The 24,199-nt window shown below is 65.6% G+C and carries 25 protein-coding genes; 15 read left to right on the top strand and 10 right to left on the bottom strand.

The annotated features are described in order from the left end of the window. Nucleotides 1–75: 75 nt before the first annotated feature. Nucleotides 76–1,104 (bottom strand): LysR family transcriptional regulator, encoded by a 1,029-nt coding sequence (locus AACH87_RS20970; RefSeq protein WP_338796501.1) that lies wholly within the window; start codon nucleotides 1,102–1,104, stop codon nucleotides 76–78. Between the two features lie 90 nt (nucleotides 1,105–1,194). Between AACH87_RS20970 and AACH87_RS20965 the strand changes: the two genes are divergently transcribed. From AACH87_RS20965 to AACH87_RS20955, 3 genes are all read left to right on the top strand, one after another. Continuing rightward, entirely contained in the window at nucleotides 1,195–1,515 is a 321-nt protein-coding gene (locus AACH87_RS20965; protein ID WP_338796500.1) for a hypothetical protein, read from the top strand. Between the two features lie 17 nt (nucleotides 1,516–1,532). Further along, nucleotides 1,533–2,531, top strand: a complete 999-nt coding sequence (locus AACH87_RS20960) for an alpha/beta fold hydrolase (protein ID WP_338796499.1) — start codon at nucleotides 1,533–1,535, stop codon at nucleotides 2,529–2,531. Between the two features lie 92 nt (nucleotides 2,532–2,623). Further along, entirely contained in the window at nucleotides 2,624–3,598 is a 975-nt protein-coding gene (locus AACH87_RS20955) for a tripartite tricarboxylate transporter substrate binding protein (protein ID WP_338796498.1), read from the top strand. A gap of 48 nt (nucleotides 3,599–3,646) precedes the next feature. Here the strand turns inward: AACH87_RS20955 and AACH87_RS20950 are convergent, their stop codons facing one another. Genes AACH87_RS20950 through AACH87_RS20940 form a run of 3 tightly spaced genes read right to left on the bottom strand, consistent with a single transcriptional unit; the run spans nucleotide 3,647 to nucleotide 6,991 of the window. Then, a complete protein-coding gene (locus AACH87_RS20950; RefSeq protein WP_338796497.1) occupies nucleotides 3,647–4,438 on the bottom strand; it encodes a citryl-CoA lyase in 792 nt (263 codons plus the stop codon). A gap of 14 nt (nucleotides 4,439–4,452) precedes the next feature. Beyond that, entirely contained in the window at nucleotides 4,453–5,958 is a 1,506-nt protein-coding gene (locus tag AACH87_RS20945) for an AMP-binding protein (protein ID WP_338799043.1), read from the bottom strand. A gap of 40 nt (nucleotides 5,959–5,998) precedes the next feature. Next, entirely contained in the window at nucleotides 5,999–6,991 is a 993-nt protein-coding gene (locus AACH87_RS20940; protein ID WP_338796496.1) for a tripartite tricarboxylate transporter substrate binding protein, read from the bottom strand. Nucleotides 6,992–7,152: 161 nt separating this feature from the next. Here AACH87_RS20940 and AACH87_RS20935 point away from each other — a divergent pair, with 161 nt between their 5' ends. The 11 genes from AACH87_RS20935 to AACH87_RS20885 all read left to right on the top strand — a co-directional run bounded on the left by AACH87_RS20935 (nucleotide 7,153) and on the right by AACH87_RS20885 (nucleotide 19,074). After that, entirely contained in the window at nucleotides 7,153–7,938 is a 786-nt protein-coding gene (locus tag AACH87_RS20935) for an IclR family transcriptional regulator C-terminal domain-containing protein (RefSeq protein ID WP_338796495.1), read from the top strand. A 161-nt stretch (nucleotides 7,939–8,099) separates the two neighbouring features. Beyond that, entirely contained in the window at nucleotides 8,100–9,002 is a 903-nt protein-coding gene (locus AACH87_RS20930; RefSeq protein WP_338796494.1) for a LysR family transcriptional regulator, read from the top strand. 104 nt (nucleotides 9,003–9,106) lie between these two features. Further along, nucleotides 9,107–10,123 (top strand): NAD(P)-binding domain-containing protein, encoded by a 1,017-nt coding sequence (locus AACH87_RS20925; RefSeq protein WP_338796493.1) that lies wholly within the window; start codon nucleotides 9,107–9,109, stop codon nucleotides 10,121–10,123. A 152-nt stretch (nucleotides 10,124–10,275) separates the two neighbouring features. Continuing rightward, nucleotides 10,276–11,295, top strand: a complete 1,020-nt coding sequence (locus tag AACH87_RS20920; RefSeq protein ID WP_338796492.1) for a dihydrodipicolinate synthase family protein — start codon at nucleotides 10,276–10,278, stop codon at nucleotides 11,293–11,295. 11 nt (nucleotides 11,296–11,306) lie between these two features. Further along, entirely contained in the window at nucleotides 11,307–12,776 is a 1,470-nt protein-coding gene (locus AACH87_RS20915; protein ID WP_338796491.1) for an NAD-dependent succinate-semialdehyde dehydrogenase, read from the top strand. A gap of 64 nt (nucleotides 12,777–12,840) precedes the next feature. Further along, on the top strand, nucleotides 12,841–13,809 hold the full coding sequence (locus AACH87_RS20910) for a tripartite tricarboxylate transporter substrate-binding protein (protein ID WP_338796490.1): 969 nt from the start codon (nucleotides 12,841–12,843) through the stop codon (nucleotides 13,807–13,809). Nucleotides 13,810–14,003: 194 nt separating this feature from the next. Further along, entirely contained in the window at nucleotides 14,004–15,014 is a 1,011-nt protein-coding gene (locus AACH87_RS20905) for a LysR substrate-binding domain-containing protein (RefSeq protein WP_338799042.1), read from the top strand. Between the two features lie 147 nt (nucleotides 15,015–15,161). Further along, a complete protein-coding gene (locus AACH87_RS20900) occupies nucleotides 15,162–15,284 on the top strand; it encodes a hypothetical protein (protein WP_338796489.1) in 123 nt (40 codons plus the stop codon). Then, nucleotides 15,274–16,773, top strand: coding sequence for an FAD-dependent tricarballylate dehydrogenase TcuA (tcuA, locus tag AACH87_RS20895; RefSeq protein ID WP_338796488.1), 1,500 nt, complete (start codon nucleotides 15,274–15,276; stop codon nucleotides 16,771–16,773). Before AACH87_RS20900 ends, tcuA begins: the two co-directional genes overlap by 11 nt. Beyond that, nucleotides 16,760–17,941 (top strand): tricarballylate utilization 4Fe-4S protein TcuB, encoded by a 1,182-nt coding sequence (gene tcuB, locus AACH87_RS20890; protein WP_338796487.1) that lies wholly within the window; start codon nucleotides 16,760–16,762, stop codon nucleotides 17,939–17,941. Before tcuA ends, tcuB begins: the two co-directional genes overlap by 14 nt. A 158-nt stretch (nucleotides 17,942–18,099) precedes the next feature. Beyond that, entirely contained in the window at nucleotides 18,100–19,074 is a 975-nt protein-coding gene (locus AACH87_RS20885) for a tripartite tricarboxylate transporter substrate binding protein (RefSeq protein WP_338796486.1), read from the top strand. Nucleotides 19,075–19,136: 62 nt separating this feature from the next. Here AACH87_RS20885 and AACH87_RS20880 read toward each other — a convergent pair whose 3' ends face one another. Both AACH87_RS20880 and AACH87_RS20875 read right to left on the bottom strand, forming a co-directional pair. After that, nucleotides 19,137–19,619 carry an NUDIX hydrolase gene (locus tag AACH87_RS20880; RefSeq protein WP_338796485.1) on the bottom strand — a complete coding sequence of 161 codons (483 nt, stop codon included), beginning with the start codon at nucleotides 19,617–19,619 and terminating at the stop codon, nucleotides 19,137–19,139. A 137-nt stretch (nucleotides 19,620–19,756) separates the two neighbouring features. Beyond that, nucleotides 19,757–20,278: a GNAT family N-acetyltransferase gene (locus AACH87_RS20875; RefSeq protein WP_338796484.1), complete on the bottom strand. Its 522-nt coding sequence runs from the start codon at nucleotides 20,276–20,278 to the stop codon at nucleotides 19,757–19,759. Between the two features lie 256 nt (nucleotides 20,279–20,534). Here AACH87_RS20875 and AACH87_RS20870 point away from each other — a divergent pair, with 256 nt between their 5' ends. Then, on the top strand, nucleotides 20,535–20,882 hold the full coding sequence (locus AACH87_RS20870) for a hypothetical protein (protein ID WP_338796483.1): 348 nt from the start codon (nucleotides 20,535–20,537) through the stop codon (nucleotides 20,880–20,882). A 54-nt stretch (nucleotides 20,883–20,936) separates the two neighbouring features. On the opposite strand, the gene ubiD is transcribed toward AACH87_RS20870, so the two are convergent. The 4 genes from ubiD to AACH87_RS20850 all read right to left on the bottom strand — a co-directional run bounded on the left by ubiD (nucleotide 20,937) and on the right by AACH87_RS20850 (nucleotide 24,174). Further along, nucleotides 20,937–22,424 carry a 4-hydroxy-3-polyprenylbenzoate decarboxylase gene (ubiD, locus tag AACH87_RS20865; protein WP_338796482.1) on the bottom strand — a complete coding sequence of 496 codons (1,488 nt, stop codon included), beginning with the start codon at nucleotides 22,422–22,424 and terminating at the stop codon, nucleotides 20,937–20,939. 64 nt (nucleotides 22,425–22,488) lie between these two features. Continuing rightward, the gene (locus tag AACH87_RS20860) at nucleotides 22,489–23,130 is read right to left on the bottom strand and encodes a UbiX family flavin prenyltransferase (RefSeq protein WP_338796481.1); all 642 of its coding nucleotides are present in this window, start codon (nucleotides 23,128–23,130) and stop codon (nucleotides 22,489–22,491) included. After that, nucleotides 23,123–23,563: a putative zinc-binding protein gene (locus AACH87_RS20855; RefSeq protein ID WP_338796480.1), complete on the bottom strand. Its 441-nt coding sequence runs from the start codon at nucleotides 23,561–23,563 to the stop codon at nucleotides 23,123–23,125. The genes AACH87_RS20860 and AACH87_RS20855 overlap by 8 nt, the downstream gene beginning before the upstream one ends. Beyond that, nucleotides 23,560–24,174: an SCP2 sterol-binding domain-containing protein gene (locus AACH87_RS20850; RefSeq protein WP_338796479.1), complete on the bottom strand. Its 615-nt coding sequence runs from the start codon at nucleotides 24,172–24,174 to the stop codon at nucleotides 23,560–23,562. The genes AACH87_RS20855 and AACH87_RS20850 overlap by 4 nt, the downstream gene beginning before the upstream one ends. Nucleotides 24,175–24,199: the final 25 nt, after the last annotated feature.

The raw sequence follows: 24,199 nt of genomic DNA, 5'->3' as shown, positions 1-24,199 counted from the left end.
GCGTTGCTTTGGTGGCCGCACAAGGCTTACGACACAACGGGAAACGACGCCAAGCGCGTGTCCGTTGTTTTGGGGTTATGGCGTTTTCCGCTGTGCCCTCGATGAAGTAGCCTGACGAGTGCGGCTTGCCCGCCGCTGCAGCGGCAGCAACCCATTGCCTGCCGACTGAGCCGTAGTCAGGGCAGACTGGGTTTTAGCGGGGGCACCAGGCGCCAACTGCACCTGCAAAAGTTGCCATAGCACTTGGGCGGGTTGCGAGAGCAGCGCGTCACGACGGCGTAGCAAACCGATGGGGCGCACGATGGCAGGCTCGACCAGTGGCCGGGTGCGCAACTCTGTGGCGTCGGCCGAGTGCAGCGCCCAGCGCGGAAGCACGCCGATACCGACACCACCGCGCAACAGGCCAAGCATGGAGGACAGGTGTTCCACTTCGTCAAACCAGGGGGGTGTCACGCCAGCCTCCGTGAGCGCCGCGTCTATCTGCTGGCGGTTGGCACTGGTGGACCGCAGGGCTACCACGCGATGTGCCGATAGCGTGCGCCACGGTACTTTCCGCATCCTCTCCAGAGGGTGTCCCGGCGCGAAAGCAATGACGTAAGGGTCGTCTGCGCAGTGCTGACTGATGATGTCGGGCGGCAAGTTGTTCAGCACGCCGACACCAAACTCCGCCTCCCGCTGCAGCACGGCTTGCACGACGCGTTGACCCGTGTCATCGCGCAGGTGCAGACGCAGCTGCGGGTATCGCTGCTGGAAGGCTCGCATGATCGGTGGCAGTAGGGCATAGGCCACGGTGGTCAGGCAGGCGACGCTCAGGCGACCGGATTCGCCTCGCGCGCAGCGGGCCGTTTCGGCCAGCGTCTCGTCGAGCTGCTCCAGCAGTGGGCCGGCGTTGCGCACCAGATCGAGCCCGAGGGTTGTCATGGCAACCTTGCGCGTGGTGCGCTCAACCAGTGCACCACCCAGCGCGGCTTCGAGCTGGGCAATTCGACGACTGAAGGCGGGCTGTGTGATGTGCAACTGTTCGGCCGCGCGCACAAAACTGCCACTGCCATGCAAAGCCAACAGGGCACGCAGATCATCGAGCCGGTAATTTATAGATGGCATGCATGAATGGTGCAAAAAATAGCAATTTACCAAATGGGTTGCCATTCCCACAATGCCGGATGCACCCGCTGATGGACGCCGATTCAACCCATGCCAGTCATCAAAATCTTCACCGCACAACCCACACCCGCGCAGGCCGCCGAAGCCTTGGCGCAGGACATCGAACACCTGTGCCTCACGCTGCTGAGGGCCCAGCCCACGGCCATTCAGGTGCTGCTGGTGCAGGCGCTCATGGTGCGCGGCAACCCCGTGCTGGTCGAGGCGCACTACCGCGCCCAGCCCTACCGGGACGCTGAGGCCCTGGAGCGCTTCATGGACGGTGTTGACCACTCGGTACAGCAGCACCTGGGCGAGCAGCCGCGCATCCGTTGCTTTGCGGTGGATCAGGCGGGCCTCTCGGCACGCCACTGACCTGGGGCTCATCACCGATGCCACCCTCTCCCCTGTCATCCGCTCCACTGCGCTTGCGGCGCATCCACGGCTTCTTCGTCAACGGCGGGCTGCGCAGCTTGCACGGCCTGCCTGTGGAGCAGCGCCGCTTTGCACAGAACGGGCCACTGCGGGCCGTGGACCCGAACGGCGATTACGTCACCGGCCAGATGTACGTACAGGCCTATCTGCAGGCCGAGCCCTCGCACGACGTGCCAATCGTGCTGTGGCACGGCGGTGGCATGACCGGCGCGAACTGGGACGCGACCCCCGACGGACGGCCCGGCTGGCTTGAGCTGCTGCTGCATGCGGGCTTCGACGTGTACGTATGCGATGCCGTGGAGCGCGGCCGATCGGGCTGGTCGCGCTGGCCCGAGATCTACGAATCCGCGCCCCTGCACCGCACGTTGAATGAAGGCTGGGACATGTTCCGCCTGGGACCTGCCGATGGCTACCACAGCACCGCAGCACGGCGCCGGGCCCATGCAGGCCAGCAGTTTCCGCAGGAGGCCTTCGATACCTTCGCGGCCCAGTGGGTGCCGCGTTGGGCTGGGCACGAGGAGATCACCCTGGCCGCGTACGGCGCGCTGCTGCAACGGCTGGGCCGCAGCATCGTGGTCGGCCATAGCCAAGGGGGCGGATTCGCCCTGGAAGCCACGCGCCGCTGGCCACAGCATGTGGCGGCTGTTGCCGCGATTGAGCCCTCGGGCGCGCCATTGCCGCAGCAGGTACCGTCGGTTGGCCAGCCGTTGCCACCGCACCTGTGCATGTGGGGCGACTTTCTGTCAGCCCATCCCATCTGGGTGCGCTACCGCGAAGCCGTGGACGCTTACTGCGCTGCGGTCCGCGCATCAGGCGTGGCCGTAGACCTGTGCGATCTACCGGCTGAGGGTGTGCGCGGCAACTCGCACTTTCCCATGCTGGATCGCAACTCGGACGTGGTCGCAGACCGTCTGCTGCGCGGGCTGCATTCGCTGCGGCAGGAACCTGTGCGCTAGCACACAGTGCGCGACTGCAACAGCCTGCATTCCTTGCGATCCCTCTTTGGCCAAGGCCTCTCAACGCATTTCAATCACGGAGACAAAACATCATGACCCGCCGCACCTTTCTGCGCGCTGCCTGCGCTGCCGCTGTACCTGCCAGCCTGGGCCTACCGGCGCTGGCGCAACCCGCCGCCTGGCCTGCGCGCCCCGTCCGCGTGATCGTGCCATTCGGTGCCGGTAGCGGCAACGACATCGTGGCGCGCCTGATGGGCGACCATTTGGGTCGGGCTTTAGGTCAGCCCATCGTGGTGGACAACCGGGTCGGCGCCAACGGCTCCATTGGTGCCGATGCGGTGGCACGCTCAGCACCCGATGGTTACACCTTGTTTGTGACGACCAACACCACGCAGGCTGCCAACCCGGCGCTGATGAAAAAGCTCAACTACGACCCCATCAAGGATTTCGCGCCCATCGGGCGCATCGCCAACACGCCAGCCATGCTGGTGGTGAACCCGTCGCTGCCAGTGCGCAACCTGCAGGAGCTGATCACGCTGGCCAAGTCTCGTCCAGGCAAGCTGACTTACGCCTCGGGCAGTGCAGGCACACTGGTCCCCGCCGCTATGCTCACGCACATGGCGGGTATCGACATGCTGCATGTGCCATACAAGACCATCCCGCCTGCGCTCAACGACGTGGTGGCTGGTCAAGTGGACATGATGTTCACCGACATGGCCACCGGCATGCCTCAGGTCAAGGGAGGCAAGGTGCGCGCCATTGGTGTGAGCAGCCTGCAGCCCGTTGCCAGTCTGCCCGATGTGCCGCCGATCGCCGCCACCATCAAGGGCTTTGAGCTGCTGGCGTGGTACGCAATGTATGCGCCCGCGGGTACCCCCACTCCGATCATCGAGCGACTCAGCCGCGAACTGCAGGCCGCAGTGAATCACCCGGGGCTCCGTGAACGCCTGGCCTCCCTGGGTCTGCAGCCCGTGAGCAGCACACCCCAGGAATTGGCCGACTTCAGCCGCAGCGAGCTGGCACGCTGGGGCCAGCTGATCCGCAGCGCGGGTATTGAGCCCGAGTAAACGGCCTTGGGGTCCCCAGCCGCGCAGATGGAGATGGGAGAGGGTGTTTCAGTCGGGGTTTGTGGTACCAGCTTGACCCACGTAGGGAATCGCGTGCTCTACCGTGTCCCAGATAAATCGGCCTGAAGGGCTTTGCTGCTCTTCAACGATATGGGCCACCAGCCCGGCGGCGCGGGAGATCACGGCAAAACCGCGCATCACGTTGGTGGGCACGCCGATCTCCCCCAGCAGCGCGGCCACGGCACCGGTGGCATTGAGGGTGATGGGCCGCCCGGCCACCTGGTCTACCGCGCGTGACAGTGTCTCCAGCGCCTGGATGTGCCGACCCGCCAGGTCGGGCTCGGCCCGGGCCAGTTCCAGCAGTTTGTAAGCACGTGGGTCCACCGGCTTGTGCAGGTGGTGGCCGAAGCCGGGCATCGCGCTTTTGCTCTCGCGGTACTGGCGTGCAATGGCCAGGGCTTCGACCTCGGGGTCGTCCGCAGCCAGGATGCGGTCGAGCAGGCGTGAGCAGTTTTCCATGGTGCCCACAAAGGAGCTGCCCACGGCCAGCAGGCCCGCACTGACAGCGCCCTGCAGGTTTTCTGGTGCGCTCATGTAGATGAGCCGCGTGGCGATGGCGCTGGGCGTGAGGCCATGCTCCATCAGCACGATGAGCACTACGTCTGTGATGCGCAGGTCTACAGGGCGCGGCGTGCGGCCCAGGATCTGCATCAGCATCACCTCGGTGAAGGTCTTCTTGCCCATCAGGTCTTCCACCAGATTGGCGTCGCGGTAGTGCAGGCTGGTAAGGCTGTGGGTGCACAGCCGGGTCACGGGGGTGTCGTTGCGTACGGATGTCATGGTGTCTTTCAGGTTCATGAAGCCAGGGCCTGCTCTCGCACGCTGCTTTTGAGCACCTTGCCCACCGGCGAGCGCGGCAGGCTGGCATGGAAGTGGATGCGCTTGGGCGTCTGTACCGGCCCCAGGCGCTCGCGCACAAAGGCGATCAGCTCGGCCTCGGTGGTCTGCACGCCGGGGCGCAGCTGCACTGCGGCCTGCACGGCCTCGCCCCACTTGTCGTCGGGTATGCCGAACACCGCGCACTCGTGCACCGCCGGGTGCTGCCCCAGGGCGTTTTCCACATCCACGGGGTAGACGTTGAAGCCGCCGGTAATGACCAGGTCCTTGAGCCTGTCCTTCAGGTACAGGTAGCCGCGCTCGTCCACCAGGCCCCGGTCACCCGTGTGCAGCCAGCCATTGACCAGCGTCTCGGCCGTCTTGTCGGGCAGGCGCCAGTAGCCAGTCATGAGCAGGTCGCCGCGCGCCACCACCTCACCCACCTCGCCGCTGGGCAGAAGGCGTCCGTCCGGAGCCATGATGGCCACTTCGCTGAACCAGGTGGTGCGGCCCACGGCAGCCCAGTTGCGCTCGTCCTCAAAGTCTTCAGGGCGCATCACCGTCAGGATTTGCGGCGCTTCGGTCTGCCCGTAGGTGGTGCCCAGTACGGGGCCGAAGAAGGCGCGCACCTCGCGGATTTTTTCGGGCGGCATGGGCGCACCTCCGTAGATGAGCCGCCGCAGGTGCGGAAAATCCGCCCGGCTGGCACCGGGCAGTGCCATCAGCATGTAGACCAGCGTGGGGGGCATGAAGCACACCGTGCCGCCACGCTCACGAAAGGCTGCCCGCACCGCTTCGGCCCCCGCACCATCGATCACTACATGGCACCCCCCTTGCGCCAGGATGGGCAGCAGATAGGTCGATGTGCCGTGCGTGATGGGGGCCGCCACCACATAGCGCTCGTTTTCATCAAAGCCCCATGCGTGGATCTGGTTGGCAATGTTGGCCAGCCACGCACGGTAGGGCTGCATCACCCCCTTGGGCAGGCCGGTTGTGCCACCGGTGAACTTGATGGCCTGGGTGGCGTTCTCGGGCAGGTCCAGCACGGGGCGGGGGGCGCCAGCGTGCTGCTGCACCAGCTGGGCTACCGTGGGCTCTGCAGCGGGGCTGGTGCCACCCGTCAGAATGCGCTGGCCGCGTGCGCCTTGCAGCAGCGGCGCGCAGTCCGCATCCAGAATGAGTAGCGTGGGCTCGGTGGCCTCCACGATGCGCAGGATTTCGGGCTGGGTGCTCTTGGGGTTGAGGGGCACCCACACCTTGCCGCAGGCCAGCACTGCCAGCAGGGCGGTAATGTGCTCCACGCTGTTGCAGGCGCAGATGCCCACGCGGCTTTGCGGGGTGGGATCGCGCTGCAGCAGCGCGGCGGCCAGCGCAGCCACGTGGGTGGCCAGGGTGTCGTAGCGCACCTGCACCTCGGGTGCGTCGATGGCGATGCGGTCAGGCCAGCGCTCCGCAGCGCGCCAGAAGAAGTCAATGGGGTACATCACGGCAAACGGGCTCCTGTCATGGGGTGGGCGGGCAATGTCATTCGGCCTTGACGCCCGAGCGCTGGATGACCTCGCGCCAGCGTTTGGTCTCGGCCACTGCAAAGGCGCGCATCTGCTCCGGCGTGCCGGGCTCGGGCGTGGCAGCCATGTCGTGCAGCCGCTGGCGCACATCCGGCATGGCCAGCACCTTGCCCAGCGCTGCGTTGACCTGGGTGATGACACTGCGCGGTGTGCCTGTGGGGGCCGCCAGACCAAACCACGACTGCACATCAAACCCCGCAAAGCCCGACTCCGCCACCGTGGGCACATCAGGCAGCAGGGGCGAGCGCTGCGCGCTGGTTATGGCAATGGCCCGCAGGCGCCCGGCCTGCACATGCGGCAGGGCCGACGGGGCGTTGTCAAACATCGAGTCCACCTGCCCGCCCAGCAGGTCGGTGATGGCGGGCGCGCTGCCTTTGTAGGGGATGTGCAGCATGCTGGTCTGCGTCTGCATCTTGAAGATCTCGCCCGACAGGTGGATGGAGGAGCCATTGCCGGAAGAGGCAAACGTGATGCCGTCCTTGGCCGACTTGGCATAGCGGATGTAGTCCGCCACGCTCTTGATGGGCAGGGCTGGGTTCACCACCAGGATGTTGGGGATCTTGGCAATCAGGCCAATGGGTTCAAAGTCCTTCTGCGGGTCATAGCCCAGGCGGGTGTACAGCGAGGCATTGGTGGTGTTGGCAATGGTGAACACATACAGCGTGTAGCCATCGGCGGGCGACTTGGCCACCACCTCGGCCCCCAGGTTGCTGTTGGCACCGGCGCGGTTTTCCACCACCACGGGCTGGCCCAGCACCTCGCCCAGCTTCACACCCACCAGCCTTGCGATCACATCGGTGGCGCCCCCTGCGGCATAGCCCACCACCAGCCGCACCGGCTTGGTGGGCCACACAGAGGGTTGCTGGGCCCAGGTGGCAAGCGGTGCGCACAGGGTGAGGGCGGCGGCGCAACCTAGCAGGCACCGGCGCGGCACAGAGGTGAAGGTCATGAACGTGTCTCCTGGTTTTGTGATGACGCCGGGGCGGCCGGTTTCCGTACGCAAAGCATGCGGTGAAAAGGCTGCATCGACGGAAGAAATTCTTGCCAAAGCCCGTCGGGGCTGCCAGTCAAAACGTCCGCTGGCCGGACATTTGCGGTAGGCTCTCTGTCATGACCCCTGATGCCGATGCCCCCGTGGACACTGACCCTGGCAGCCGCACGCTACGCCGTGGCCTGCAGGTGCTGGACGCTGTGCTGGCCGGGGCTGGAGAGGGGGTGCGCGTGGCCGAACTGTGCCGTAGCACCGGCCTGGGCCGTGCCCCGGTGTACCGGCTTCTGGCCACGTTGCAGGAAGCCGGGTATGTGGCACAGGCCGAGCGCTTTCGCTATGTGCCCGGGCCCCGCTTGGCGGGGCAGGTGACGGCCCCTTTGCCCAACTGGGCCGTGCGGCTGCAGCCTGTGCTGGAGCGCGTGAGTGCCGCCTGCGGGGATGCCGCCTTTGCCATCGTGCGCGAGGGGCCCTTGTCGCACTGCATTGCGCGCCAGGTGGGCAGCCATCCAGTGCAGGTGTTGGTCATTCAGGTGGGCACGCGCCAGCCGCTGGGCGTGGGGGCGGCCGGGCTGGCCCTGCTGGCAGCGCTGCCCGATGCGCAGGTGGAGTCCATCATTGCCGCCAATGCTGCCGTGCTGGGCCATTACGGCGGCATGACGCCCGAGCGCATGCGCCTGCTGGTGCGCACCACCCGGGAGCGCGGCTGGTCGGTCATCGGCAACCACGCCACGCGCAACGTGCTGGCTGTGGGCATGCCCGTGCGCAACGCCCAGGGCGAGCCGGTGGCCGCGATCAGCGTGGCATCCACCCAGGCCCGCATGCCGCGCGAGCGGCAGCAGCTCATCGCCCGCTGGATGGGCGAAGCCTTGGTTGCGCTGCAATCCCCGTCTCGCCGGGCGAACTGAATTGCTCCTGAAATCGTAGCTGCTTGCGCTTGCAGCTCTCCACAGCGCTGTTAACCTTCGGCTTCTTTGCTCCGATCTGGGTGCAGAGTCCACGCCGCAAACATCGAGCGCCTGTGCGAGAGATCCACAGGTGCCTGCATGCCAATCGATCACGACCGATGATGAAATTTCTGGATCCTCGCTGGCAACTGTTCATCCGTGTTGCAGAGTACGGCAGCATCTCGGGCGCAAGTGCTGCATTGGATGTGCCGCAATCCGTGCTGAGCCGGCAGATCGCGCAGCTCGAAGCGGAGGCCGGTGCGCGCCTTTTTCGCCGCACTGGCCGGGGCGTGGTGCTGACGGAGCTGGGAGCGTTGGCTTACCCCCGCATCGTCGCGCTCATACGCCAGGCAGACGAGCTTGCGGACAAGCTGCAAAGCCACAGCGGGCAGCCCATGGGCGATGTGCACTTTGGGGTGCTGCCCTCCACGGTGCGGCTGATTGCCGGTCCTTTGTGTTCCGAGATACAGCGGCAATGGCCCCGGGTGCGCATTCACCTTACCGAGGGGTCCAGTGCCCAATTGGAGGAATGGATTGCGCAAGGGCGCCTTGATCTCTCCTTGCTCTTGAGAGAGGGCGACACTGCCTATCCCCACGAGTCGCTTCTTGCGTGCCTGCCGCTGGACCTGATCGTACCGGCGGGGCATCCTCTGGCCACGCGTCCCAGCATTCCCTTCAAAGAGGTTGCAGCGCTCCCTTTGGTCCTGCCGGGTGAGCCTCATCCATTGCGCGCCCGGCTTGCCGAAATTGCACGCGAGCAAGGTCTGTCCCTGACGCAGGCGGTGGAGGCCAGTTCCATCCACCTCCAGCACGAAATCGTTGCCAATCACGGTGGCTTTGCCATCACCGCGGGTGTTCTTGCACCGCAGGATGCGCACCGCCTTGCAGCGGTGCGCATCGTGGAGCCGTCGCTGTCGCGCAGCATCGTGCTGGGCGTCACGGCGCATCGCCCGCACACCCTCGCGACGCGCTCCGTGGCCCAACTGATCCGTACCATCTGCCCGGCGTTGCTGCAATCCGATTGACGCGGAGATCTGCTATCCGGATATCGGAAAGCTGCTTTCGCTCCAGCCCACTACCTTGCGCAGACTGGCCTGCCTACGATGCCCTCCACTGACTGGAGACTGCATTGGCAAACCACCCTATCGACTCGGCGGAGCACATCGCGCCCACCGTTCTTCTGACGGATCAAGACGTTGCGCAACTGGCGGACTGGAAAGCGGCCTTTGACGCACTGCGGGCTGCCTACGCGAGCCCGCTGGATTCAGCCATGGTGCCCCCACGCTCCATGGCGCGCGGTGAGGGGATGTGGCTGCGTGGCCTGACAGCCGTGTCCCCCAGCGGGGGGCACATGGGCTGCAAGCTGATCGCCGCAGGGACGAAGGTGCGGCGGGCCAGCTACCTGATTTCCCTGTTTGACCAAAAGACGATGGCGCTGGCTGCGCTCATTGACGGCAACCGGATCACCGGGATTCGCACGGCAGCCACGGCTGCAGTGGCCGTGGCCGCCGCAGCTCCTGACCGTCCCTTGGCCGTGGGCGTGATCGGTTCGGGCTTTGAAGCCCGCGGGTTGCTGTCGGCGCTGGCAGCGGTGCGCAAGGTGGCAAGCGCCAGGGTGTTCAGCCCCAACCCCAGCAGCCGCGAGAAGTTTGCTGCAGCCTTTCGCGACGAACACGGTTGGGTGGTCGAGACGGCGGAGTCTGCGCAGCATGCCATTGCCGGTGCGGATGTAGTGCTCTGTGCAGCCCGCAGCCGGGACGAAAGCCCGGTTCTCAGGGGTGAATGGCTGGAGCCGGGAATGACCGTGGCATCGATCGGCTCCACCCTGCCTGAGCAGCGCGAGGTGGATGAGCAGGTCATTGCCCGCGCCGCACTGGTGGTGGCGGACATGCCCGATGAAGTCGCACACGACACCGGAGACATGATTGCCGCGACACACGCTGGCGTGGACTTTGCCACCAAGCTCACCTCGCTTTCTGACTTCATTTCCGGCAAGACCTTGAGACAGCCGGAAGACATCGTCGTCTACAAGTCGGTGGGCTCCGGCCTGCAAGACATCATCACCGCCGAGATGTTGCTGGCCCGTGCACGCGCCATGGGCCTTGGCGTTGAGCTTGCACACACCATCGTCCCTGTCGCCAAGTAAGCGCGGTTCACAAAACTCCTCCGGCGTCGTGGTTCCGCCTTGCCGTGCCTTGCGCACTGCCTGCGATGGAACGCCTGCCCCGAGCCGCTTCGCCGGGTTTTGTGAGCCTTTCCCAATCTCCCCAAACCTCCCCCAACCTAGAAAGATTCGCCATGCCTGCCTACCAACGCAAACACGCCCGCGAATGGGCCCGTGAACACCTCGTCGGCTGCTCCGCAGTCACCATCCCAAGCTACAGCGGGGACTTGAAGTCCCTGAACGAACGCGGTATCCGGCACGATATCGAACTGGTCCAGAAGCTGGGGTTTACCTACACGCTGCTGTGCTCGGAAGTCGCCATCACCGCGCAAGAAAACGCACAGTTCACCGCCTGGGCGCGGGAGACAGGCGGCGAGAAACTGGGCCTGTTCTTCCACGCTGCATTTGGCACGTTGAGTGACAACATCGAGGCCGTCCAACTCGCAGAGAAGGCCGGGGCAGATCTGGTGCTGCTGTCCTACCCGTCCACCTTCTGGCCCACCAGTGAAAAAGAGATCTACGACTACACCAAGGCCTTCTGTGACGCCACAGACTTGGGCGTCATGCTCTTCCCCATCCCCACATGGGGCTTTGAACGGGTGCACCCCGCTGGCATGTCTTTGTCCTTGGTCACCCGACTGCTCCGGGACTGCCCCAACATCGTTGCCATCAAGTCCGAGCAGGGCTTCCCGCTGCCAGCGGGCATCTGCGAGATGTACCACCACTTCCGGGATCAGGTGGTCATCAGCTGCCCGATCGAGTCCGATGCCATCCCGCTCATGAGCCTGATGAAGCTGCAGTTCTCTGGCACGAGCAACACGCAATGGATGGGCGACTACTACCCTCGGGCCTTCGAGCTGGCACGCACCGGGCGCTTCGAAGAGGCCATGGAGATGTACTGGAAGGTCAACCCGGCACGCCAGGCCAACACCGCCGCATCCGCGGCCTCTGCCCCCGGCATTGGAGCACTCAACCGCACACAGTGGAAGTACCAGGACTGGCTGGCAGGCTTCAATGGCGGGCCGCTGCGGGCTCCATCGCTGCGCATTCCGGATCGCTTCATGAAGTCGCTGCGGCAGGCGCTGGCGGCGTCCGGTTGTGAAGTGACCTCTGATCCGGACTCTGCCTTCATGGTCGGGCGTCACCCTTGCTGAAGGAGTGGAAGATGCAACACCTGCTGAAAGACCCTGAACTCTGGCGCTCGGGTGCCTTCGTGGGCGGCGTGTGGACCCACACCACGCCTCATGGAACCTATGCACTGCGCAATCCGGCCAGCGACGAAGTGCTTGTAGAACTGCCCCGCTTCCAAGGCGCAGAGACGGCTGCTGCCATCGAGACTGCGCACCAGGCCTTCTTGAGCTGGAGAAAAACCACGGCCAAGGCTCGCTCAGAGATCCTGCATCGCTGGTACGAATTGATGCTGCAGCATCGCGAAGACCTGGCCACCCTGATCACGCTGGAAGAAGGCAAGCCGGTGGCTGAAGCGAAGGTCGAGATCGACTACGCGGCTTCATTCTTGCAATGGTTTGCCGAGGAGGCCAAGCGGGTTCGTGGCGACGTGATTCCGGCACCCCGCGATGGGGCACGCATCGTGGTGCTGAAAGAGCCCATTGGCGTGTGCGCAGCCATTACGCCGTGGAACTTTCCCGCAGCGATGATCACCCGCAAGGCAGGCCCGGCATTGGCTGCGGGGTGCAGCATGGTGGTCAAGCCCGCCAGTCAGACGCCTCTGACGGCCCTGGCCATCGCTGAACTGGCGCGCCGCGCCGGTGTGCCGGCCGGTGTGTTCAACGTCGTGACGGGCAATGACACCCGTGACATTGGTCAACAGCTCACCTCCCATCCCCTGGTGCGCAAGATCACGTTCACAGGCTCCACAGAGGTGGGGCGCGTGCTGCTGGCGCAGGCTGCCTCCACCATCAAGAAGTGCTCGATGGAGCTGGGTGGAAACGCGCCCTTTCTGATCTTTGATGATGCCGACCTGGATGCAGCGGCAGAGGGCGTGGTGGCCGCGAAGTTCCGCAACACGGGCCAGGCATGCATCAGTGCCAACCGGGTGCTGGTGCAATCCGGCGTGTACGACGCTTTCGCGGCCAAGCTGGTGGAACGCGTGGCCAGGCTGCGTGTGGGCAATGGTCTGGCCGATGGGGTGCAGCTCGGCCCGTTGATTGACGATGCCGCCGTGGCCAAGGTGGAAGAGCACATTGCTGATGCCACCGCCAAAGGGGCCCGTGTGCTGCATGGGGGCCAACGGCATGCGTTAGGGGGCCGCTTCTTTGAGCCGACCGTCATTACCGGGGCCACGCCGGAGATGGCGGTGGCTTTTGAGGAAACCTTCGGCCCTGTGGCTCCGCTGTTCAGGTTCGAGAAGGATGAAGACGCCATTGCGCTGGCCAATGCGACGGAGTTTGGCTTGGCCGCCTATCTGTACAGCCGCGATGCCGCCCGCATCTGGCGCACGGCCGCGGCCATCGAGTCAGGCATGGTGGGCATCAACTGTGGCCTGATCTCCAACGAAGTGGCACCGTTCGGCGGTGTCAAGCAAAGCGGCCTGGGCCGCGAGGGGTCTCACTACGGCATTGAGGAGTTTCTGGAAGTGAAGTACCTCTGTTGGGATGGGCTCGCTTCACCTTAGAGCTTGATGGCGATCTCGCAGGGGATCGCGTAGCTGAGCAATACCAAAAGAACAGGAGACAACCATGAAAGCCCCCTTCGATGGATCACGCCGCCGCATGCTTGCCGCAACGCTGGGTGCGGTAGCCAGCATCACCCACGCGCAGCCTAACATTCTCAGGCTCGTGGTTCCGTTTGCAGCCGGAGGCATCACCGATCAAGCGGCGCGGATCGTGGCTGAAAGAATGTCGCAACAACTCGGGCGCCCGGTGATTGTGGACAACCGCCCGGGTGCAGGGGGACGCCTCGGCATTGACGCCGTGGTGAAGGCCCCGCCGGACGGCAATACCTTGTTGTTCACCAACTCCAGCTACAGCATTTACCCCGTGGTCAATCCGAAGGCGGGTTTTGATCCCGCCAAAGCGCTTGCACCCGTGAGCCTTTGCGCCACCTATGGCCTGCAGATCGTCGTCAGCAACGCGCTTGCGGTAACCACGCTGCCTGAACTCATCGCCTACGCCAAGAAAAACCCTGGCAAGCTCAGCTACGGCAGTGCAGGTGTCGGCAGCGGCGCTCACTTTGCCGGTGAGTTTTTCAAGTCACTCACGGGCGCCCACCTCGTTCACATTCCGTACAAGTCCACCTCGGCTGCGCTCAACGACGTGGCGGGTGGTCAGCTGGATCTGACGTTCGACGGATCCACCAAGCCGCTGGTGGACGCGGGCAAGCTCAAACTGCTCGCCGTCACCGGAGCCAAACGTGACGCCCGGTTTCCCCACGCACCCACCGCTGCGGAAGCAGGGCTTCCCCCCTTCGCCAGCATGCAATCGTGGGCCGGAATTCTGGCACCTGCGCAGACGCCTCAGGCGCTGCTGGACCCATTGAACAAGGCGGCTACGGCAGCGGTGGCCGACCCAGGGGTGCAAAAACGCTTTGCAGAACTGGGCCTTCAGACGCAGGGCGGTGCGGCAACCCGGCTGGCCGACGCCATTGCCGCCGACATGGCGCTGTATCGACACATTGCTGCAGAGGCGCATTTGCGGTTTGATGATTGATGTGTGAGCTTTTGGCACGGCAGAAGAGAGGCCTGACGTTCTCTGGATGCTCCTGAAAATATAGCTGCCTGCGCTTGTCCATTGGGCGCTACCGCCTGTTTTTGCTCATTGCCCCCTGTGCGCGCCACACAGGGTATGCGAACATCCACCCCATCACTTTGCTGGATGGCCAGCGCGAGGGAGAGGCATTTTTCATGGAACTGCGGCAGCTGCGTTACTTTGTGCGGGTGGTGGAGCGCGGCTCCATCAGCCGGGCGGCGCTGGACCTGGACGTGGTGCAGTCGGCCCTGAGCCAGCAGATCACGCGGCTGGAGAGCGAGCTGTCCACCCGGTTGTTGCACCGCACCCCGCAGGGCGTGACGCCGACCGAGGCGGGCGTGGCCTTTTTCCGCGAGGCGCAACTCACGCTGCGGCATGCGCAGCAGGCAGTGCGGGCGGCGCAGCAGGCGCGGCTTTCGGGTTCCGTCACCGTGGGGCTGGCACCAACCACCTCGGCCGTTCTCGGCTTGCCCCTGATGCGGGCCATGCGCGCCCGCTACCCCGATGTGCGGCTGCACATGGTCGAGAGCATGTCGGGCCACCTCACCGCCATGCTCAACGCCCGCCAGCTGGACCTGGCCGTGCTGTTTGACAGCCGCCTGCACCAGGCGCGGCAGGCCGGGGGCGGGCGGGGCTGGGAAATCCTGCCCCTGCTGGAAGAAGACCTTTTCCTCATCTGCGCCCGGGGTGACAGCGGTTCCGCCCGTGCCCCCCGCCAGTTGCCCGCCAGCGTGGCCGTGGCGGACCTGGGCGAGGAGCCGCTGATTCTGCCCACGGGCCCGCACGGCCTGCGCAGCACGCTGGACACCGCCTTTGCCCGCGCCCGGGTGGACCCGCATGTGGTGATGGAAGTGGACTCGCTGGCCATGGTGATGGCGGCGGTGGATGCCGGGCTGGGCTCCACCGTTCAGCCCTGGGCGGCCATGGGGCGCTACCCGGATGCGCCTGCGCGCTTTCAGTGGGCGCGCCTGGCCGATGCGCCCGCCCGGCGCGTCAACCTGCTGTGCAGCCTGGGCGACGAAGAACTCTCGCCCGCCGCTCTGGCCACCCGCGTGGTGCTGCGCGACACCGCGCGCACGCTGGTGGATGAAGGGCTCTGGCCCGGCACCGCATGGCTGGCGGAGACGACCGAGCCAGAGACACCCGAGGCCCCTGAAGCCCTATAGATGGGCTGAGGTGGACTGAAGTGGGCCGAGATGGCACCTGCAGGCCATCTGCATATGTGATACCCCCATAGGCCCACAGGCCTGCCCAAGGCGGGCGGGGCTTTCTACAGTGGCGCATCCCCGCGAAGACCCCTGGAGACATCCCCCATGATTGCCCGCGCCCTGCGTCCCTGGCTGACGCGTTCGTCCCCTGCGCATTCGCGCGTCCTGCCCTGGTGCCGTTGCACGGCAGGTGCCTTGCCCCTTGCCGGAGCGCGCCATGCCTACTGACCGCCCGGATTCCCGCGCCCCCGTGGATGTGCTGGTCATCGGCGGCGGCAACGCTGCCCTGTGCGCTGCGCTGATGGCCCGCGAGGCCGGTGCCAGCGTGCTGCTGCTGGAGGCTGCACCCCGGGCCTGGCGCGGCGGCAACTCCGCCCACACCCGCAACCTGCGCTGCATGCACGATGCACCGCAGGACGTGCTGGTCGATGCCTACCCCGAAGAAGAGTTCTGGCAGGACCTGCTCAAGGTGACCGGGGGGCTCACCAACGAGCACCTGGCGCGGCTGGTGATCCGCGAGTCCGGCACCTGCCGGGACTGGATGCGCAGCCACGGCGTGCACTTCCAGCCCTCGCTGGCGGGGGCGCTGCACACGGCGCGCACCAATGCGTTTTTCATGGGCGGCGGCAAGGCGCTGGTCAATGCCTACTTCCGCAGCGCTGAACGGCTGGGCGTGCAGGTGCGCTACGAATCGCCGGTAGACCGCATCGAAGTGGAGAACGGCCGCTTTGTGGCCGCGCACTGCACCACCAACGGCCGCAGCGAACGCATCACCGCCAAAAGCTGCGTGCTGGCCGCAGGCGGCTTTGAATCCAACCGCGAATGGCTACGCGAAGCCTGGGGCCAGAACGAGCGCGGCGAGTGGCCTGCAGACAACTTCCTGATCCGCGGCACCGCCTACAACAAAGGCGTGCTGCTCAAACACCTGCTGGACGACCACGGCGCCGACCGCATTGGCGACCCCACGCAAGCCCACATGGTGGCGATTGATGCACGCGCGCCGCTGTACGACGGCGGCATCTGCACCCGCATCGACTGCGTTTCGCTGGGCGTGGTGGTCAACCGCAACGGCGAACGTTTCTACGACGAGGGCGAGGACTTCTGGCCCAAGCGCTACGCCATCTGGGGCCGCCTGGTGGCGCAGCAGCCGGGGCAGATTGGCTATTCGATCATCGATAGCAAGGCCATTGGCCGCTTCATGCCGCCGGTGTTTCCGGGCGTGAAGGCCGACACACTGGCCGAGCTGGGCCAGAAGCTGGGCCTGCCGGCGGACACCTTCATGCGCACGCTCAACGGCTACAACGCAGCGTGCCGTGTGGGCCAGTTTGACCACACCGCGCTGGACGATTGCCACACCGAAGGCATCACGCCCGCCAAGACGCACTGGGCCCGGCCCATTGATACCGGGCCGTTCTACGGCTACGCGCTCAAGCCCGGCGTCACCTTCACCTACCTGGGCCTGCGCACGGACGAGACCACGGCCGTGCACTTTGGCGGCCAGCCCAGCCCCAACCTGTTTGTGGCGGGCGAAATGATGGCGGGCAACGTGCTGGGCAAGGGCTACACCGCCGGTGTGGGCATGAGCATTGGCACCGCGTTTGGCCGCATTGCGGGTACGCAGGCGGCGCAAGCGGCTTTGAATAAAAATAAGGCTCTAGCGCAAAGTCAGCAAGCGCAAGCAGCTACAAAAACAGGAGTAAACCATGCAAGCGCTTGAAGCCCTGACCCGCGACGCCAAGGCGCTGGCCAACGGCGACATCGTGCTGTCGGCCCCCGAGTCTGAAGTGGCCCGCCAGCTGCAGATCTGCAACGCCTGCCGCTACTGCGAGGGCTTTTGCGCCGTCTTCCCGGCCATGACGCGGCGGCTGGAGTTTGCCAAGGCCGACATCCACTTCATCGCCAACCTGTGCCACAACTGCGGCGCCTGCCTGCATGCGTGCCAGTACGCGCCGCCGCACGAGTTTGCGGTGAACATTCCGCAGGCCATGGCCCAGGTGCGCGGGCAAACCTATGCCGACTACGCCTGGCCGCCCGCGCTGGGCCAGCTCTACCAGCGCAACGGCCTGACCCTGGCGCTGGCCCTGGTGGCGGGGCTCACGCTGTTCCTGCTGCTGGCGGTGGGGCTGCATGGGCAGGGGCTGGCGGCGCTGTGGACAGCACCGGTGGGCGGCTTCTACGGCATCTTTCCGCACAACCTGCTGGTGGGTTTGTTTGCGCCCGTGTTCCTGTTTGCCGTGCTGGCCCTGGGCCTGGGCGTGCGCCGCTTCTGGCGCGATGTGACGCCCGCCACCAGCGGCGCGCCGCTGAGTGCGCCCGCCACGGCCGAGGCTACCGATGCGGTGCTGCGCCTCAAGTACCTGGACGGCGGCCACGGCGAGGGCTGCCACAACGAGGACGATGCCTACACCCTCTCGCGCAGGCGCATGCACCACCTCACGTTCTATGGCTTCATGTTGTGCTTTGCAGCCACCAGCGTGGCCACGCTGTACCACTACCTGCTGGGCCTGCCTGCCCCGTATGACCTGCCCAGTGTGCCCAAGCTGCTGGGCGGCGTGGGCGGCATCAGCCTGGCGCTGGGCACCGCAGGCCTGTGGCGGCTGAACCTGCGCCGCCACCCACAGCACGGCGATGCCGCGCAAAAGCCCATGGACCGCGCCTTCATTGCGCTGCTGTTCCTCACCGCCACCAGCGGCCTGGCCCTGTGGGCAGCACGCGGCACCGCAGGCCTGCCGCTGCTGCTGTGCCTGCACCTGGGCGCAGTGATGGCGCTGTTTGCCACGCTGCCCTACGGCAAGTTTGCGCACGGCATCTTCCGCACCGCGTCGCTGCTGCGCCACGCGGTAGAGAAGCGCCAGCCCAACCCCATTGGTTTAGGCGCAGACTGAGAGCGACTCAAAAACTCCCCTGGCGCCGTTGTCTCGCCTTGTCGTAGTGCTACTGCCTGCGGGCGAAACGCCTGGCCAGGGCCGCTTCGCTGAGTTTTGTGAGTCGCTCTGAGCCCACGACCCGTTCCAGAAAACCATCCACGATGAAGGAGACCCCGATGAAAAAACGCACCCTGCTGCACTGCGCCCTGGCGCTGGTAACGGCCCCTTGGGCCTTTGGCGCTGCGGCGCAAGACTTTCCGCCCAAAAAGCCCGTCACGCTGGTCGTGGGCTTTGCCGCCGGTGGCGCGGCCGATGCGGCGGCGCGGCTGATTGCCAAGAAGCTGGGCGAGAACATTGGCCAGTCGGTGGTGGTGGACAACAAGGGCGGTGCAGGTGGCAACATCGCGCACCAGTTTGTGGCCGGTGCCGCGCCCGATGGCTCGGTGCTGCTGCTGGGGTCAGTGGGCCCGCTGACTATTGCGCCGCACCTGATGAAGCTGCCCTATGACCCCTTCAAGGATCTCGCCCCCGTCTCTGGCGGGGTGAACTTTCCGAACGTGCTGGTGGTGCACAAGGGCGCGGGGGTGAAGACGCTGGCCGAGTTTGTGCAGCTGTCCAAAAAGAAGCCCGGCAGCGTGGACTTTGCCTCCACTGGCGCGGGCTCCGCATCGCACCTGGCGGGCGAGTTGTTCAACCAGCGCGCAGGCATCGACATGACCCATGTGCCCTACAAAGGTGGAGCACCTGCTTTGCAGGACTTGCTGGGCGAGCGTGTCACCTCGTACTTTGCCGCGCCCCCCACGGCGCTGCCGCATATCGAGGCGGGCAAGCTGATCCCGCTGGCCACCACGGGCCTCACCCGGCCCTCGTACATGCCCAACATCCCCACCGTGGCTGAGGCGGGCTACCCCGGGTTTGAAGCGCTCAACTGGTACGCCTTTGTCGCACCCGGCAAGACGCCGCCCGCCGTGCTGGAGCGCTGGAACCAGGAGATCGTAAAGGTGCTTAACGACGCGGGCGTAAAAGAGGCGCTGAACAAGCACGGCCTCACGCCCCAGCCCACCACGCGGGCGGAGCTGGCCGCCTTCATGAAGAAAGAGTCTGCGCAGTGGGCCGCCACCATCAAGGAGCGCAAGATCTCGATGGACTGAGCGGCCTTTGCCGGGGGCCTTGCGCAAGGCCCCCGGCATGTCCATCACACGCCGGTCAATGCCTACCGGGGCGTGATGACCGAAGGGTCGGTGTGCACCAGCGTGAGCGGGTAGCGCTGGCCCGCCAGGTAATCCTCCAGGCACGCCAGCAGCAGCGGGCTGCGGTGCCGCTCGGGGCAGGCGCGAATCTCGTCCGGCGTCATCCACACCGTGCGGACGATGCCCTCGTCCAGGCTGCGCCAGGGGTGGTGGGTGCCCAGCGAGCCTGCAAACGCAAAACGCATGTAGGTCAGGTCATCGCCCGTGCGGGTTTTGGTAAAGCGGTTGAGGTACACGCCAATCAGGGCGGTGGGCACAAAGTCGTGCGCGGTTTCCTCGAGCACCTCGCGGGCACAGGCTTGCTCAGGCGATTCGCCAGGGTCCAGATGGCCTGCGGGGTTGTTGAGCTTGAGACCGTCCGTGGTCTCTTCTTCCACCAGCAAAAAGCGCCCCTCGCGCTCGATGAGGGCGGCCACGGTGACGTTGGGTTTCCAGCGGTTTGGCATGTGGGCCATTATGACGACAGGGCGTGTCAGGGTTCTTACGGAGGGCGGTTCACCACACACCCCTGGCAGCGGCGTAACGCCTGGCCAGAGCCGCTTGGCTGAGATGTGCGGGCCGCGCTGACCCCTTGGATGTGCGCTTACCTGGGTGACGGAAGGAGCTTTGTCATGTACACCGCACCGTCCCCATAGCTGGCCAGCCTTTGCTGCTGCAGCGGCTGGGCCAGCGGTTGCACCGCATAGCCATGCCGCTCCCAATAGCCTTGCGAGCCTTGCACCGACACCAGCGCGCTGTGGCGCAGGCCCTGCGCTGTGGCCTGGTCCCACAAGGGCTGCAGCAGCCGCTGTGCCAACCCCTGGCCTGCCATGCCGGGCAGCACGGCCATGTCGTGCAGGTACAGCGTGTCGGGCGCGGAGCCCACGGGGGGCTCAAAGTCGCCATGCAGCGGCGTCACCTTGCCCTGCACCGACTGGTAGGCCGCCAGGTAGGCGCACAACGCGCCATCCAGCAGCAGGGCCAGCGAGCAATTCACGGGGCTGGCCAGACGGCGGGCAAAGACCTCGGTGCTTTCCATGAACCCATCGCCATAGGCAGCGCGTTGCACGGCCATCAGTGCAGGCAGGTCGTCGGTTTGCAGGGGGCGGACTTCAAGGGGCGGCATGGGGGGAAGGGAATGGAGAAAACAAACACCACGGTGGGCGCGATCCACCGGGATTGTGCGGGTTCAAGAGGATATGAGGAAATGGCCCGTTGCCAAGGCGTTTCCATCGCTGCTATTGCATTGAATCATCTTGCTTTGGACGCTCAGCACCTGCCTACACGGACTCCTCCTAGAGTGCTTGGGTACTGTTTTCCGTGAGGCAGAATTCGGCCATAAGCGGGCATTTTTGTAGATCTAAAACCAGCCAATTAACCATATGCCAACCATGGAGCCAATACCCAAGCGCTCGCTTAGCCGCATTTCAAAGATTTTCCTTGCTCTGACCATTGGCCCATTTGCGATCGCTGGTGTCGTGGCCCTGTACATCGGCAATTTTTCCGCAGGATTGGGATTGCTTGTTTTTTCCGCTGTGCTAGCTGCTTTCCCATTGATAGGCATGTTTTTCTTGCGCCATCCAGTGCAAGGCCGTTCTGCAAATTTGGGTGATGAATTGGAGAAATACAAAGCGCAATATCCGGGTTGGAAAGGTAAGGCTGTGTACTACGGGCTTGCCATTGCATTTTTTGTGGTTGCTATTCTGCGAATTGCGGGTCTCGCGGCATAGAAGAACGAAGCAGCGGCCTTGGGCTCAAAAAGTCGCCTCCACCAAGCAACACGCCTACAGCCCCAGCCCCCGCATCAGCGCCTCAGCCCGCGCGTTCGCTTCCGGCGTCATGTGCATAGGCCGCCCCCATTCCCGCTGCGTCTCCCCCGGCCATTTGTTCGTCGCATCCATCCCCATCTTGCTGCCCAATCCGCTCACGGGCGAGGCGAAGTCCAGGTAGTCGATGGGTGTGTGCTCCACCATCATCGTGTCGCGCGCGGGGTCCATGCGGGTGGTGATGGCCCAGATCACTTCCTTCCAGTCGCGCACGTCCACGTCATCGTCCACCACCACGATGAACTTGGTGTACATGAACTGGCGCAGGTGGCTCCACACACCCATCATCACGCGGCGCGCGTGGCCTGCGTAGGCCTTTTTGATGCTGACCACGGCCATGCGATAGCTGCAGCCCTCGGGTGGCAGGTAAAAGTCCACGATCTCGGGGAACTGCTTTTGCAGCAGGGGGATGAACAGCTCGTTCATTGCCAGGCCCAGCACGGCGGGTTCGTCGGGCGGTTTGCCGGTGTAGGTGCTGTGGTAGATCGCGTCCCGGCGCATCGTGATGCGGTCCACGGTGAGCACGGGGAACTCGGCGCATTCGTTGTAGTAGCCGGTGTGGTCGCCATACGGCCCTTCCAGCGCGTGTTGCCAGCCGCTGGCGTGGTGGGCGTCGGGCTGGATGTGGCCTTCGAGCACGATCTCGGCGGTGGCGGGCACTTGCAGGGGCACGCCTAAAGCAGCAGTGACTTCGGTGCGCGTACCACGCAGCAGGCCGGCGAACTGGTATTCGCTCAAGCTGTCGGGCACGGGCGTGACGGCGCCCAGCAATGTGGCGGGGTCAGCCCCCAGCGCTACGGCCACGGGGTAGGGCTGGCCGGGGTGCTGGGCGCAGTGGTCAGCAAAGTCCAGCGCGCCGCCGCGGTGGGCCAGCCAGCGCACGATGACCTGGTTGCGCGAGAGCACCTGCTGGCGGTAGATGCCCAGGTTCTGCCGGGCCTTGCGTGGCCCGCGCGTGATGGTGAGGCCCCAGGTGATGAGCGGAGCCACATCGCCGGGCCAGCAGTGTTGCACGGGCAGGCGGGCCAAGTCGACATCTGGCCCTTCCCACACCTCTTGCTGGCAAGGCGCGTTGCGGCCCACGGTGTGGGGCGCCATGTTCCACAGGGTTTTGAGCAACTGGCCCATGCCCAGCATGTCTTTGAAGCCTTTGGGAGCCTCGGGCTCTTTGAGTGTGGCGAGCAAGGTGCCCAGGGCGCGCACGCCACGCAGGTCGGGCACGCCCATGGCGCGGGCCACGCGGGCGGGGGTGCCAAACAGGTTGGTCAGCACGGGCATGCGGTGGCCGGTGGGCCGGGTGAATAGCAGCGCCGGGCCGTTGGCGCGTAGCACGCGGTCGCTCAGCGCGGTCATCTCCAGGTGGGGCGATACGGGTTCCGCCACGCGGCGCAGCTCGCCCGTGGCTTCGAGCTGGGCCATGAAGTCGCGCAGGTCTTGGTACGACATCGGTTTGAATGAAATCAGCCTCTAGCGCTTGATGGATAAGTGCAGGCAGCTATGAAATTGATAGTTAAGAGGCGGTAGTTAGTGGGGCGGGCAGCCCGGCCCAGCGCGTGGCCAGGGTGTGGGGCACGTCGATGAGGTCGAGCACGCGGGCCACGCTGGCGTCCACCACGTCTTGCACACTGCGCGGGTGCTGGTAGAAGGCGGGCAGGGGCGGGCAGCAGATGGCGCCCATCTCGGTCACGGTGAGCATGTTGCGCAGTTGAACCAGGTGCAGCGGGGTTTCGCGCACCATCAGCACCAGCTTGCGGCGCTCTTTGAGCATGACATCGGCCGCGCGGGTGAGCAGGTTGTCGCTCAGCCCGTGGGCAATGGCCGCCAGGGTGCGCATGGAGCAGGGCGCCACCACCATGGCGTGGCTGCGAAAGGACCCGCTGGCCAGCGTGGCCCCCACGTTGCGCACATCGTGCAGCTGGTGGCCGGGGGCCAGGGCCTGCAGCGCGGCGGGGCCGTCCACACCGCATTCGTGCTGCAGCGTGCGCCAGCCTGCGTCGGACACCACCGCATGCGCTTCAACGCCCGGCTGGCCTTGCAGGGCTTGAAGCAGGCGCACGCCATAGGTGGCACCGCTGGCCCCGGAGATGCCGATGACGATGCGGACCAAGGTGCGCGCAGTGGGGTCGCGGGGGGTGGCTTCGCCATCAGCCATGCGCGGGCTCGGCACGGGGTGGGTGAACAGGGGCGTGGAGTGGCTTTGCCAGGGGCTCGTAGTGCAGGTCGTCCAGCACGCGCTCCAGCACCAGGGCGGCCTGGGCGGGGTCGAAGTCTTCATGGGCGCGCTTTTTGACGCCGTATTGCTGCAGCTGGTAGTGGCGTGCGGGCGCAATGCCGTGGCGGTCCAGCGTGCTTTTCACGCAGACCAGCGGGCAGCCATCCAGCGCGATGATGGGGCGGCCTGAGCGCGCAGTTTTCATGAGGTGGGGTACATCACCGCCCACGCCCGCAATGCACGACATTTCGGCTGCGCCGCAGCGGTCCAGCCGCAGGGCCACGTGGTTGGCCAGCTGGGCCGCGCTGGAGCAGCCGGAGCATGAATACACCAGGGGAATGGGGACGTTGTGGGGGTGGGGAGCGGTGGTCATGGCGTTTTTTCTGGGTAGGTATGGACGGGGCGGGCAGCGTGGGCGCTTGGGCCGCTTGCACGGGCGGGACCCAGCAAGCGGGCCAGCACGGCGCGGGGTGTCCATTGGGCGGGGGCGAGCACGGGCAGTTCCAGGGCGTCCAGCGCGTTCTTCACCACCAGGCCCAGTTCGGTGTCGCCCTGCATGGACAGGCGGCGGCTGAAGAACAGCGTGTCCGGGTCTTGCTGGCGCTGGGCCAGCAGCACAAAGTCATGCGCGCTGGCGCTGATAGTGAGATCGGCGCCGGCGTCCCCTGGCACCCCGGCTGCGGCACTGCGGGGTGCGAAGCGCTGGCCGTTCCACGCAAAGTCAAAGGCCACGCGCGCATCGCGCACCTCAATGCGCAGGCTGCGGTCCTTCAACAGGGCCAGCACATCGGCAGGCAGGTGCCGGGCCAGCGCGAGGTTGAGCGCCGTCACCAGCAGCATCGAGCCAGGGTAGGCAGGCAGGCGCGAGAGCACCGCACCCACGGGCGCAGGCAGCTGGCGCGATTCGGTCGTGCGGCCAGAGGATGGACGTGATGGGTTTGCAGCGTGGGCAGGGTTCGCGAGGAAGCGGGTAGGCGGGAGCATGGGCAATCCAGTAGGGGGTGAAGGA

The sequence above is a fragment of the Acidovorax sp. DW039 genome, assembly GCF_037101375.1.
Lineage (GTDB): Bacteria > Pseudomonadota > Gammaproteobacteria > Burkholderiales > Burkholderiaceae_C > Acidovorax.
This window is presented reverse-complemented; position numbering and strand designations above follow the sequence as displayed.